A 12,183-nucleotide genomic window follows, 5' to 3' on the forward strand; every position below is an offset into this window, starting at 1 on the left:
GTCGAAAAATTCGGCGGGCTCGACATCGCCTTCAACAATGCCGGCGCTGTCGGCCTGATGGGACCGATAGCCGAACTGCCGCTGGAAGGCTGGCGCGAGACGCTCGACACCAATCTCACCAGCGCGTTTCTCGGCGCCAAATACCAGGTGCCGGCAATGGTCGAGCGTGGCGGTGGTTCGCTGATCTTCACCTCCACCTTCGTCGGCCACACAGTCGGCATGCCAGGCATGACCAGTTATGCCGCGAGCAAGGCCGGCCTGATCGGACTGACACAGGTGCTTGCCGCCGAATACGGCCCGAAAGGCGTGCGGGTCAACGCGCTGCTGCCCGGCGGCACAGACACGCCGGCGGCAACCTTCAAGACCCCGGAATCACGGGCCTTCGTCGAAGGCCTGCATGCTTTGAAGCGTGTCGCTATGCCGGAGGAGATCGCTCGCTCGGCGCTCTATCTCGCCTCCGATGCCTCGAGCTTTACCACCGGAGCCGCTCTGTTTGCCGATGGCGGCGTGTCGATCAACCGGACGTGAAGACTTTTCGCGTCCGGAATGCATGTTCATAGCCGCCAGGCAGACGGCCGGTCTTGATTTTTCGCCGCGATTTGGCGATGCCGTTTCTGTCCAAAAGCGGGGTCTGGAACTATGTTGTTGATCAGAACCTATGTGACTGCGAGTGCGATCGAAGGCGTCGGCGTGTTCGCTGCGGAGCCGATCAGGAAAGGGGCTTCGATCTGGCGGCTCGATCCGGATTTCGACCGACTGGTCCCCATGGACAAATACGAAGCGGCCCCCCCGCATCTCAGGGAACTGCTCGACCGCTATGCCTATCCCAGCCCCGACCGGCCAGGTTTCATGGTCTATGAAGTCGACAATGGCCGCTTCATGAACCATTCCAGCAATCCGAATACGGATTTTTCGCAATATGGCGGGGCCACCGCGACCCGCGACATCGCCGTGGGCGAGGAGATCACCTGCGACTACGGCGAGTTCTTCGAGGATTTCGAGCGGCTGCACCTCGCGACGGCCTAGTCGGCTCCTTATCTCAAGGCAAACAGACTGCGGCTGGCACCGCAAATTCATTTCCGCTGTGGACAGCGCGGCATGATTCTGCTATCAGCCGCCACAATTCGTGGTGTAAACCGCCGCGGAGGCTAGCGGCTATGATCGCTTGCCTGTTGATATCAAACCCGAAAGACAGGATTGCCCGTGCAGGTACTCGTCCGCGACAATAACGTTGATCAGGCGCTTCGCGCTCTCAAGAAGAAGATGCAGCGCGAGGGCATTTTCCGCGAAATGAAGATGCGCGGTCACTACGAGAAGCCGTCCGAGAAGCGCGCCCGCGAAAAGGCTGAAGCCGTTCGCCGCGCCCGCAAGCTGGCCCGCAAGCGCGCCCAGCGCGAAGGCCTGCTGCCGATGACGCCGCGCCCTGTTGCTGCCGGCGCCGCTGGTGGTGCAGCTGGCGCTCCGCGTCCGCCGCGGTTCTAACGCCAATTTTTCGTCCTTTTCGAAGGATATCAGAGGTGGCGCGATGTGGAATCGCCGCCACCTTTTTGTTTTGATGTGACCGGTCCGGAGGGGGAGCCGGATCTGAACGACGCGGCTTGAAGTGAGGACAGGGCAGACATGAACGCAACGAGCGTGGAGCGCGGGACCGCATTGCGTGGTTTCGCCCTGACAGCGGCCCTGCTCTCCGGACTGGCGCTTGCCGGCTGCCAAACGGCGGGCCCGACCGGTGAATTCAACAACATCGACAAGGCGCAAGGCTCGAGCGAGAACATTTCCTCGCTGTCGGCGGTCATCCAGCGCAATCCCCAGGATCCCGAAGGCTACAATGTGCGCGGCTCGGCCTATGGCCGTGGCGGCCAATACCAGGCGGCGCTCAAGGATTTCAATCAAGCCATCCAGCTCAATCCGAATTTCTTCCAGGCCTATTCGAATCGTGCGCTCATCCAGCGCTTCCTCGGCAACCAGGAAGCCGCGCTCGCGGACTACAACCGTTCGATCCAGATCAACTCGAACTATGACGCCGCCTATATCGGCCGCGGCAATCTCTACCGCAAGGCGGGTCGCACCCAGGACGCCTTCAACGACTTTCAGAAGGCGATCCAGCTCGATACGACCGACGCGCGCGCCTACCACAATCGAGGCCTGATCTATCAGAGCCAGGGCCAGCACAAATTCGCCATCGAGGATTTCTCGACCGCCATCTCGCTGGCGCCGGACGCCGCCGAGCCCTACAACGGCCGCGGCCTCTCCTATCTGGCGACCAATGACGAGGACAACGCCTTCTCCGATTTCAACATGGCGATCAAGCTCGACGGCAAGAACGCCGAGGCCTGGGCCAACCAGGCGCTGATCTACGAGCGGCGCGGTGACAAGGCGAAAGCCGCGAAATCCTATAAGGAAGCCGTTCGCCTCGACCCGACCTACCAGCCGGCCAAGGATGGCCTCGCCCGCGTCAGCTGATCTCGGTTTCGGCAAACGCTTCCCATACAAATCCGCGTGACATCCAAATGCCGCGGGATCCTTGGCGTGTCCGAAAAGACGCACTTCGCAACCGCGCATTAACCCCGGCAGGAGGCTTTCGGCCCCTGCCTTGATCGCGCCAAGTTTTCAGCGGAACGGTCTGGCCTCCCAAGCCGTTATCGAAAAGCAATTTGCGAAAGGACCCTCCCATGATCAAGAAACTCGCCTGCGCCGCTGCCCTCGCCACGACGATGTTCGCGGTGGCTCCAGCCAGCGCCGGCAAGCTGCAACTCGGCACGCTCGATTGCACCATCGACGGCGGCACCGCTTATATCGTCGCTTCCAACAAGGGCGTGTCCTGTGTCTTCCGGCCTCATCATCACGGGCCGTCCGAGGTTTACACAGGCGTCATCTCCAAGATCGGCCTCGATGTCGGCCAGACGCATCAGGGCCAGCTCGTTTGGGCCGTGCTGGCTGCGACCCGGGACCGTGACGGAGGCGATCTCGCCGGCAGCTATTACGGCGTCAACGCCGAGGCGAGCGTGGTGACCGGCGGCGGCGCCAATCTGCTGGTTGGCGGCTTGGACAGCGCCTTCATGCTGGAGCCGCTCAGCGTCCAGGCGCAGACCGGCGTCAACCTTGCCGTGGCCGTGACCTCGCTCCAGCTGATCCATTCATTCAAGTGATCGCATGGAGCCGTGCGCTCCATGACCCCTCACCCCGCGGCGCGGAACCAGATAGGATGGTTCCGCGCCGTTGATTTTTGAGGGGACCATCATGCTGAAGACAGCCATCGCTGCCATATTCGCTACCGTGTTTGTCGGAGCAGCGCAGGCGCAGGACCGAGGCATAGAGCTCGGTACGCTTGACTGTGCCATTGGCGGCGGCACCGGCTTCATCTTCGGCTCGAGCAAGGATCTGAGCTGCACCTTCAACCCCGCCGACAAGAGCTTCGCGTCGGAAGCCTATTTCGGCGCCGTCAACAAATACGGCCTCGACATCGGCACGACGAAGCAGACGGTCATGCAGTGGATCGTGCTGACGCCGCTGAAGAACATCTACGCGCCGGGTGCGCTGGCCGGCGACTACATCGGCGCCAGCGCCGAGGTGACGGCCGCCGTCGGCGCCGGCGCCAATCTGCTGGTCGGCGGCTCCTCGCAAGCCTTCACCTTGCAGCCGCTCAGCTTGCAGACGCAGACCGGCATGAACCTCGCGATCGGCGTCAGCCAGTTCCAGCTGCGCAGCACCGAGAACTGATCGCGCAACGAACCCGCCAATCGGAAAGGCTGCCGCGCGAACGGTCCTCAAAAAACCGCTTGAGCTCAACCCCGGTTGAGGTTTTACAAGCCTGCCCCGAACGAAACAACGCCTCGATGCGGCGCCCGATCCGGCGCTGTCGAACCGCATGGTCCTGCCGGAAAGCCGCACTGGCTTCTGGCGTCCTGCGCTGGCGTCGAGATATGCAAGACAGGGGTGGAAATGACCGAGATCAGCACAAACAAGGTCGACTGGCGCGGATTATGGGCAAGCGGCGACCTGGCGCGCTTCTGCTTCATCAGCCTCGGCATCCTGTTGCACGCCACCAACGAGACGATGGTGGCAACGGTGATGCCGGCCATGGTCGGCGAACTGGCGGGCGTGCAGCTCGTCGGCTGGTCGCTGGCGATCTACGAACTCGGTGCCATCGTTGCCGGCGCGGCCGCCGGACGGCTGGTGAGTTATGTCCCCTTGCGCACCAACATGGTGGTCGCAGCCCTGCTCTACGCAGCAGGCGCCCTGATCTGCGCCACCTCGCCTTCCATGCAACTGTTCCTCGCCGGCCGCCTGATCGAAGGACTTGGCGGCGGTGCGCTGGTGTCGCTGGCCTTCGTCTCGGTCGAACGACTGTTCTCGCGCGCCATCTGGCCGCAGCTTTTCGGCATCATGTCGGCGATCTGGGGCGTCGCCGCCTTCAGCGGACCATTGCTCGGCGCGATCATGACCGAGCTTTTGTCATGGCGCTGGGCCTTCGGCATCTTCACCCTCGGCGGCGCAGCCATGGCGCTGGCAAGTTTCATCGTGCTCGACACGCCGGAGGCGACGAGGCCGAAGGCGAGCGCAGGCGGGGCGCCGCCCTTCCCGTTCGCGGCCCTTGCCTGCCTTGCCGTTGCCGTGGTGCTGATCGCCTCGGCCGGCGTCGACATCGCCTTGCTGCGCTCTTCGCTGCTGATGGCCTTCGGCCTCATCGGCCTGCTGCTGTTCTTCACCATCGACGCGCTGAAGCCGCTTTCGCGGCTGTTCCCGGCGCGGCTGTTCTCATGGCGCACGCCGGTCGGCGCCGGCATGACCATGGTTGCCGCTTTTTCGGTGGCCACCTGTTCCTTCGGCGTCTACGGGCCGCTGCTGCTGACCAGCCTTCACGACATTCCGCTGCTGACCACCGGCTACATCATCGCCGCCGAATCGATCGCCTGGTCGATCCTGTCGATCCTGGTCGCCAACGCGCCGCCGCGGCGCGAGCGGCTGATCATCATCGGCGGCGCGGTGATGATCGCGGCCGGCATCGCCGGCTTTGCCTACACGATACCCCTGGGCTCCATCCCGCTCATCCTGATCTGTGCCCTGTTGCAAGGCGGCGGCTTCGGCATCGCCTGGCCGTTCCTGACACGCGTCATCGTCGCCTCCGCCCCGAAGAGCGAGCAGACCATCGCCTCGGCGGCGGTGCCGACCATGCAGCGCATCGGCTACGCCGTGGGTGCAGCCCTTGCCGGCATCGTCGCCAATGCCAGCGGCTTTTCGCAAGGTTTGAACCACGACGCGGCGGCGAATGTCGCGTCCTGGCTGTTTCTTGCCTTCGTCCCGCTCGGCATTGTCGGCTGTCTCGCGGCCTTGCGGGTTTCCAAGCCGCTTGGCCAGCAGCTGGAAGCTACTGGCTAGAAGCGCCCAACCCGCTCATTCGACCTCGCGCAGGCGGTAGCCGACGCCGGTCTCGGTGGTGATGTAGCGTGGCTGGTCGGGGCTCTTCTCGATCTTCTGCCTGAGCTGGCGCACATAGACCCTGAGATACTGCACGTCGGACGAGTCGCCCCAGACCTGCTTCAACAGGAAATGGTGGGTCAGCACCTTGCCGGCGTGCTGCACCAGCATGCGCAGGATGTCGTATTCCTTCGGCGACAGCTTTACCTCCTTGCCCTCGACCTTGACGATGCGCTTGACCAGATCGACGCTGAGATCGCCGGTCTGGAAAATCGGCTTCTCTCCCTGCTGCTGGAACTTGTGGCGGAGCGCCACGCGGATGCGTGCGACCAGTTCGTTCATGCCGAAGGGTTTGGTGACATAGTCGTCGGCGCCGAGCTCCAGGGCCTGGACGATACCGGCCTCGTCGGTCCGGCTGGACAGGATGACCACCGGAATGTCGAGGCCGTCGTCGCGCCATTTGCGCAGCAACTCATGGCCGCTAATGCCGGGCAGGCCAAGGTCGAGCAGGACGAGGTCCGGCTTCTCCGCCTCCATCAGCTCGATGGCCGCCCTGGCATTCGGCGCCTCGCTGATCGCGTAGCCCTGGCTGCCGAGGCCGACGCGCAGCAGCTTGCGGATCGGCGGCTCGTCATCGACGACCAGTATCCTGACGTTCGAGTTTGTCATGCCAGGTCACCCACATCGTCGGTATTCGAAGCGTCGAAGTTGGGCGGATTTGCCGGCTTGGGCATTTTGATGGTGAAGACCGCGCCCGAACCGTCGGTCCGGTTTGCCGCCGTGATCGTGCCACCCATCGCCTCTATGAAGCCGCGGCAGATCGACAGGCCGAGCCCGGTGCCGGCGCGGATCTGGTCGCGCTTGCGCACCCGGTAGAAGGTGTCGAAAATCCGTTCCAGATCGCCGGGAGGAATGCCCGGCCCTTCATCCATGATCTGCAGCAGGACGGAGCCATTGTCGGTCCAGCCCTGGACGCGGATCGTCGAGCCGGCCGGGGCATATTTCGCCGCATTGTCGAGAAGATTGAACAACGCTTGCTCGAACAGCACCGGGTCGACCTTCAACATCGGCAAATCCCTGGGGATGTCCGTCTCGATCTTGTGCTCGCCGATGATTTTCCTGGCCCTTTGCAGGGCGGAGCCGACGATGTCGCCGACATAGTGAAAGGCGTAGTTCGGCTCCATCGCGCCGGACTCGATCTTGGTCATGTCGAGCAGATTGGCGATGAAGCGGTTCAACCGCTCGGATTCGTCGAGCACCGTCGACAGCAGTTCGGCCCGATCCGGTTCGGGAAGTGCTGCTGAAAAATCCCGCAGCGTGCCGGCGGCGCCCATGATGGCGGCGAGCGGCGTCTTCAGATCATGGGAAATGGAGGTGAGCAGCGCCGAGCGCAGCCTGCGCTCGGCGGCGAGCTTGGCCCGGTCGACGTCGGCGACCAGTTGGATACGCTCGATGGCGACTGCCGCCTGGTCGGCCAGTGCGTCGAGAAGCCGCTGCTGCTCGGGCGTCAGCAACGGTCCCTGCTTGTCGTTGTCGAGGCCGACGACGCCGATGGCCGTGCGCCCGGTCCGCAAGGGCAGATAGAGGCGCTTGGCACCCGGAAGCGTGTCGGCGCCGCGACCTGCGGCACGATTGTGCTCCCAGGCCCAGCGGGCGGCGGCGATGTCGGCTTCGGCCAGCGTGTCATCAGGCGGATAGCCGGCCTTGACGGTGATCGTCCCGTCTTCCGGCAAAAGCAGCACCACGCGCAGCTTCAGCATCGAGGCGATCTGGAAGGCGGTGGCCCAGAGGACGTCGTCCAGCGTCCCGGCGCCGGCGAGCTTCTTCGAAAAGAGGTAGATATCCTCCGTCGCCCGCGCCCGCGAGCGGGCGGCGACCGCCTGGCGCTGCACGCGCGCCGTCAGATTGCTGGCAATGACCGCAACGACGAGAAAGACGCCAAGCGCGACGATGCTCTCCGGATCCCTGATCGTCAGCGTATAGCGCGGCTCCAGGAAGAAATAATTGAAAGCAAGGGCGCTGACGAAACAAGCATACAGAGCCGGCCACAGGCCGCCGGTCACCGCCGATGCCAGCACCCCGATGAGCAGAATGATCGCCAGATTGCGAACGTCGAGAAACTGATCGAGAAGGACGGCGAAGGCGAGCGAGCCGATGACAAAGGCCGTCGCCTTGAGATAGGGCCAGATTTCGAACTGCCACTGCTCGTCGGCCGCCTTGACGCTCCGCGACGCCGCCTCGGTGCCGCGTTCGCTTCCCGAAATGACATGGACGCTGATATCGCCGGCATTGCGGATGAGATCGTAGGTGAGCGAGCCTTCGATCAATTCGCGCCAGCGCGACCGGGTCGGCCTGCCGACGACGATATGGGTAAAATTGTTCGCCGTCGCATAACGCACGATGTCCTGCGCCACATTCTGACCCGGAATGGTCGTCACCTCGGCGCCAAGCTGCTGGGCAAGGCGCAGGTTCGTCGCCAGCCGGTCCTTGTCATTCTCGGGCATGCTGGCCGAGCGCGTGCTGTCGACGTGCAGCGCCGTCCACGGCGCACGCAGCCGGTCGGCCAGCCTGCGCGCATAGCGCACGCGGGCCGCTCCTCCAGGTCGCGCGTCGAGGCAGACGAGGACCCTTTCGCCTGCCGCCCACGGTCCTGGAATGGCGTGCGCCTGCATATGGATGAGCAACTGGTCGTCGACACGCTGCGCGGTGCGGCGCAGCGCCAGTTCCCTGAGCGCCGTCAGATTGCCCGGCGAGAAATAGTTCTCGATCGCGCGCTGCGCGGTGTTGGGGAAATAGACCTTGCCTTCCTCGAGCCGCTTGATCAGGTCGTCGGGGGTGAGATCGATGATCTCGACATCGTCGGCCTGGTCGATGATGGAATCGGGAACCGTCTCGCGAACCCTGACCTTGGTGATCTGGGCGACGACGTCGTTCAGGCTTTCGACATGCTGGATGTTAAGCGTCGTATAGACGTCGATGCCGTGCGTCAGGATCTCCTGGACGTCGAGGTAGCGCTTGGGGTGGCGGCTGCCGGGCGCGTTGGTGTGGGCGAGCTCGTCGACAAGAACCAGCGCCGGGCGCCGGGCGAGGATGGCGTCGATATCCATCTCGTCGAGGATACGCCCCTTGTAGTCGACCTTGCGGCGGGGAATGACCTCATAGCCCTCGACCAGGGCCGTTGTTTCCTTGCGGCCATGCGTCTCGACGACGCCGATCACCACATCCACGCCGTCGGCCAGCCTGGCGCGGCCCGACATCAGCATCTCATAGGTTTTGCCGACGCCCGGTGCCGCGCCGAGGAAAATTCTCAGGCGGCCGCGACCCTCCCGCTCGGCATGGTCAAGCAGTGCGTCGGGCGAGGGTCTGGTGTCGCTGCTTCTGTCGTCAGGCATCGGGATCGATCATGGATGGCGCCGGGGGTACTGTCGATCCCCGGCCGCCGCCATTCACTCTTTCGCTACGTCCAGCGCAAGGTTGAGGCCAAGCACATTGACCACAGGCTCGCCCATGAAGCCGAGTTCCCTGCCCTCGACTTGGGCATCGACAAGCGCCTTGACCCTGGCTTCCTCGATGCCCCTGGCCTTGGCCACCCGAGCGACCTGGAAGTAGGCGGCTTCCGGGCTGATGTCGGGATCGAGGCCACTGCCGGACGTCGTCACCAGATCCATCGGAACAGGCTGGTTCGGGTTTTCCGCTTTCAACTTCTCGGCGTCGCCCTTGATGCGGTCGATCAGCTTGGGACTGGTCGGGCCGAGATTGCTGCCGCTCGAGGAGGCTGCATTGTAGCCGTCGCCGGCAGCCGAAGGGCGGCCGTGGAAATACTTGTCGCTGGCAAACCCCTGGCCGATCGATTCGGAGCCGATGATCTTGCCGTCCCTCTCGACCAGGCTGCCATTGGCCTGCCGCGGAAACAGCGCCTGGGCGATGCCGGTCATGCCCAGGGGATAGATCAGGCCGGTCAGGACCGTGAAGAAGACGATCATGATGATCGCGGGTCTTATCTGGGTGAGCATGGAGATGTTCCTCAAAGCAATTCCAGGAAAAGTGTGAAGCGGTTTTCCCTAGGGAATTGCGTTAAAACAAAGAGTTAAGCGAGGCCAAGCGTGGTGACGATCATGTCGATCGCCTTGATGCCGACGAAAGGCACGATGAGGCCGCCGAGGCCGTAGACGAGAAGATTGCGGCTGAGCAGCGCGCCGGCGCCGATGGCCCGATATTTGACGCCCTTCAGCGACAGCGGGATCAGCGCGATGATGATCAGCGCGTTGAAGATGATGGCCGACAGGATGGCACTCTGCGGCGTCGCCAGATGCATGACGTTGAGTGCCTGCAGCGGACCGGTCGTCTGTCCCGGTGCGACGTAGAAGACGGCGAACATCGCCGGGATGATGGCGAAATATTTGGCGACGTCGTTGGCGATCGAGAAGGTCGTCAGCGAACCCCGCGTCATCAAGAGCGCCTTGCCGATCTCGACGATCTCGATGAGCTTGGTCGGATCGCTGTCGAGATCGATCATGTTGCCGGCCTCGCGGGCGGCGACCGTGCCGGTGTTCATGGCGACACCGACATCGGCTTGCGCGAGGGCCGGCGCATCGTTGGTGCCGTCGCCGCACATGGCAACCAGCTTGCCCTTGGCCTGTTCGTCGCGGATCAGCTTCAGCTTGTCCTCCGGTGTGGCCTGGGCGAGGAAGTCGTCGACGCCGGCTTCCGCGGCGATCGCCGCCGCCGTCATCGGGTTGTCGCCGGTGATCATCACCGTGCGGATGCCCATGCGGCGCAGTTCGGTGAAGCGCTCCCTGATGCCGCCCTTGACGATGTCCTTGAGGTGGATGACGCCGAGCAGGCGGCCGTCGCGTTCGACCGCCAGCGGCGTGCCGCCGGACTTGGCGATCTCGTCGGCGATGGCCTGGAGATCCCTGACGGTATCGCTGCCGGGCCGCGTGGCATGGGCTGCGACCGTCGATTGGTTGACATGGGCAAGCACGGAATCCACGGCGCCCTTGCGCACCGACGAACCATCGATGTCGACGCCGCTCATACGGGTCTGTGCTGTGAAGGGCACGAAGGTGGCGTGCAGCGTTGCCATGTCGCGGGCGCGGATGGCGTATTTCTCCTTGGCCAGCACGACGATGGAACGGCCTTCCGGCGTTTCGTCGGCGAGCGAGGCAAGCTGGGCCGCGTCGGCCAGTTCCTGTTCGGTGACGCCCTTGACCGGGCGGAACTGCGTCGCCTGGCGGTTGCCGAGCGTGATCGTGCCGGTCTTGTCGAGCAGCAGCGTGTCGACGTCGCCTGCGGCTTCCACGGCGCGACCCGACATGGCCAGCACGTTGAATCGCACCAGGCGGTCCATCCCGGCGATGCCGATGGCCGAAAGCAGCGCCCCGATCGTGGTCGGGATCAAGGTGACGAACAGCGCCACCAGAACGGTCACCGAAATGTAGCCGCCCGAATAGGAAGCAAAACTCGGGATCGTCGCGGTGGCCAGCACGAAGATCAGCGTCATGCCGACGAGCAGGATGTTGAGCGCGATCTCGTTCGGCGTCTTCTGGCGCTCCGCACCTTCGACCAGCGAGATCATGCGGTCGAGGAAGGTGTGGCCGGAAGCCGCCGTGATGCGCACGCGAACCCAGTCGGACAGCACCTGCGTGCCGCCGGTGACCGCCGAACGATCGCCGCCGGATTCGCGGATCACCGGCGCGGATTCGCCCGTGATCGCGGCCTCGTTGACCGAAGCGACGCCTTCGATCACTTCGCCGTCGGACGGGATGATGTCGCCGGCCTCGACCAGCACGGCATCGCCGACCTTGAGGCTGGTGCCGGGCACAAGTTTGTATTTGGTGCGGTCTTCACCGGTTAAAAGCTTGGCCTTGGTCTCGGTGCGTGCCTTGCGCAGCGAATCCGCCTGCGCCTTGCCGCGGCCTTCTGCGACCGCTTCGGCGAAGTTGGCGAACAGCACGGTGAACCAAAGCCAGATGATGATCTGCAGCGTGAAGCCGAGATTGCCGCCGCCGGAGACCAGGTCCTTGACGAACAGCACGGTGGTGAGCGCCGAGACGACGGCAACGACGAACATCACCGGGTTCCTGGCCAGCGTGCGCGGGTCGAGCTTGCGGAAGGCGCCGCCGATGGCGGGAAGCAGGATGCTGGCATCCATGATGCTGGCTGATTTCGAGTTGCTCATTTTGAAGCTCCGGCTTCGGTGTTGTTGGACGGCACCGGATGATCGGATGCCGAAAAGAGATGGGGCGGCCCGTAGGCCAGCAGCCAGAGGACGAGCATGACTGCCGCAAGGCCGAGAAACGTCGACAGGGTCGGGAAAGGAGGAGGTCCCTCCTCCTTTCCGTGATCGTCCCTGTGGGCGACCTTGCGGCGCATGGCATTGAACCACGACATGGCGGTCTCAGAAGGTCTGCCCGTGAGCCATCGCCAGGTGCTCGATGATCGGCCCGACGGCGAGCGCGGGGAAGAAGGTGAGGCCACCGACGATCAGGATGACGCCGATCAGCAGCCCGACGAACAGCGGGCCGTCGGTCGGGAAGGTGCCGGCGGAGGCCGGAACCGTTTTCTTCGCCACCAGCGAGCCGGCAATGGCCAGCGCCGAGATGATGACCAGGAAGCGGCCCATCAGCATGCCGATGCCGATGGTGATGTTGTACCAGGGCGTGTTGCCGCTGAGGCCGCCAAAGGCCGAACCGTTGTTGGCCGCCGCCGACGTGTAGGCATAGAGGACCTCGGAGAAGCCGTGCGGGCCGGCATTGCCCATCG

Annotated in this window: 13 protein-coding genes; 7 read left to right on the forward strand and 6 right to left on the reverse strand. The window is 64.0% G+C overall.

Annotated elements, in window-relative coordinates; all coding sequences use genetic code 11:
• From ENZ75_RS06545 to ENZ75_RS06575, 7 genes are all read left to right on the forward strand, one after another.
• A partial coding sequence (locus ENZ75_RS06545) for an SDR family oxidoreductase (protein ID WP_128277978.1) occupies nt 1-528 on the forward strand: 528 nt, incomplete at its 5' end.
• Between the two features lie 111 nt (nt 529-639).
• Nucleotides 640-1,026 (forward strand): SET domain-containing protein-lysine N-methyltransferase, encoded by a 387-nt coding sequence (locus tag ENZ75_RS06550; protein ID WP_063168976.1) that lies wholly within the window; start codon nt 640-642, stop codon nt 1,024-1,026.
• A gap of 177 nt (nt 1,027-1,203) precedes the next feature.
• Nucleotides 1,204-1,482: a 30S ribosomal protein S21 gene (gene rpsU / locus ENZ75_RS06555; RefSeq protein WP_013529653.1), complete on the forward strand. Its 279-nt coding sequence runs from the start codon at nt 1,204-1,206 to the stop codon at nt 1,480-1,482.
• A 138-nt stretch (nt 1,483-1,620) separates the two neighbouring features.
• Complete coding sequence (locus tag ENZ75_RS06560; RefSeq protein WP_013529652.1) at nt 1,621-2,463, forward strand: tetratricopeptide repeat protein; 843 nt, start codon at nt 1,621-1,623, stop codon at nt 2,461-2,463.
• Nucleotides 2,464-2,672: 209 nt separating this feature from the next.
• Nucleotides 2,673-3,149 carry a DUF992 domain-containing protein gene (locus tag ENZ75_RS06565; RefSeq protein ID WP_024502781.1) on the forward strand — a complete coding sequence of 159 codons (477 nt, stop codon included), beginning with the start codon at nt 2,673-2,675 and terminating at the stop codon, nt 3,147-3,149.
• 91 nt (nt 3,150-3,240) lie between these two features.
• The gene (locus tag ENZ75_RS06570) at nt 3,241-3,720 is read left to right on the forward strand and encodes a DUF992 domain-containing protein (protein WP_063168977.1); all 480 of its coding nucleotides are present in this window, start codon (nt 3,241-3,243) and stop codon (nt 3,718-3,720) included.
• A 222-nt stretch (nt 3,721-3,942) separates the two neighbouring features.
• Nucleotides 3,943-5,379 (forward strand): MFS transporter, encoded by a 1,437-nt coding sequence (locus ENZ75_RS06575; protein ID WP_063168978.1) that lies wholly within the window; start codon nt 3,943-3,945, stop codon nt 5,377-5,379.
• A 15-nt stretch (nt 5,380-5,394) separates the two neighbouring features.
• On the opposite strand, the gene ENZ75_RS06580 is transcribed toward ENZ75_RS06575, so the two are convergent.
• From ENZ75_RS06580 to ENZ75_RS06605, 6 genes are all read right to left on the reverse strand, one after another.
• Complete coding sequence (locus tag ENZ75_RS06580; protein ID WP_063168979.1) at nt 5,395-6,087, reverse strand: response regulator transcription factor; 693 nt, start codon at nt 6,085-6,087, stop codon at nt 5,395-5,397.
• Nucleotides 6,084-8,810, reverse strand: a complete 2,727-nt coding sequence (locus tag ENZ75_RS06585; RefSeq protein WP_128277980.1) for a sensor histidine kinase KdpD — start codon at nt 8,808-8,810, stop codon at nt 6,084-6,086. Before ENZ75_RS06585 ends, ENZ75_RS06580 begins: the two co-directional genes overlap by 4 nt.
• A gap of 54 nt (nt 8,811-8,864) precedes the next feature.
• Nucleotides 8,865-9,431, reverse strand: coding sequence for a potassium-transporting ATPase subunit KdpC (gene kdpC / locus ENZ75_RS06590; RefSeq protein ID WP_063168981.1), 567 nt, complete (start codon nt 9,429-9,431; stop codon nt 8,865-8,867).
• A gap of 74 nt (nt 9,432-9,505) precedes the next feature.
• Entirely contained in the window at nt 9,506-11,599 is a 2,094-nt protein-coding gene (gene kdpB / locus ENZ75_RS06595; protein ID WP_063168982.1) for a potassium-transporting ATPase subunit KdpB, read from the reverse strand.
• The gene (locus ENZ75_RS06600) at nt 11,596-11,793 is read right to left on the reverse strand and encodes a hypothetical protein (RefSeq protein ID WP_224621338.1); all 198 of its coding nucleotides are present in this window, start codon (nt 11,791-11,793) and stop codon (nt 11,596-11,598) included. Before ENZ75_RS06600 ends, kdpB begins: the two co-directional genes overlap by 4 nt.
• 25 nt (nt 11,794-11,818) lie before the next feature.
• A partial coding sequence (locus ENZ75_RS06605; RefSeq protein ID WP_206617018.1) for a potassium-transporting ATPase subunit KdpA occupies nt 11,819-12,183 on the reverse strand: 365 nt, incomplete at its 5' end.

This window comes from Mesorhizobium sp. M7A.F.Ca.CA.002.04.1.1 (assembly GCF_004022805.1).
GTDB classification, from domain to species: domain Bacteria; phylum Pseudomonadota; class Alphaproteobacteria; order Rhizobiales; family Rhizobiaceae; genus Mesorhizobium; species Mesorhizobium ciceri.

Coding starts and splice junctions, on each gene's coding strand:
- ENZ75_RS06560 (WP_013529652.1), top strand. CDS start 1,621: ATGAACGCAACGAGCGTGGAGCGCGGGACCGCATTGCGTGGTTTCGCC.
- ENZ75_RS06600 (WP_224621338.1), bottom strand. CDS start 11,793: ATGCGCCGCAAGGTCGCCCACAGGGACGATCACGGAAAGGAGGAGGGA.
- ENZ75_RS06585 (WP_128277980.1), bottom strand. CDS start 8,810: ATGCCTGACGACAGAAGCAGCGACACCAGACCCTCGCCCGACGCACTG.
- ENZ75_RS06550 (WP_063168976.1), top strand. CDS start 640: ATGTTGTTGATCAGAACCTATGTGACTGCGAGTGCGATCGAAGGCGTC.
- ENZ75_RS06580 (WP_063168979.1), bottom strand. CDS start 6,087: ATGACAAACTCGAACGTCAGGATACTGGTCGTCGATGACGAGCCGCCG.
- kdpB (WP_063168982.1), bottom strand. CDS start 11,599: ATGAGCAACTCGAAATCAGCCAGCATCATGGATGCCAGCATCCTGCTT.
- ENZ75_RS06565 (WP_024502781.1), top strand. CDS start 2,673: ATGATCAAGAAACTCGCCTGCGCCGCTGCCCTCGCCACGACGATGTTC.
- ENZ75_RS06575 (WP_063168978.1), top strand. CDS start 3,943: ATGACCGAGATCAGCACAAACAAGGTCGACTGGCGCGGATTATGGGCA.
- ENZ75_RS06570 (WP_063168977.1), top strand. CDS start 3,241: ATGCTGAAGACAGCCATCGCTGCCATATTCGCTACCGTGTTTGTCGGA.
- kdpC (WP_063168981.1), bottom strand. CDS start 9,431: ATGCTCACCCAGATAAGACCCGCGATCATCATGATCGTCTTCTTCACG.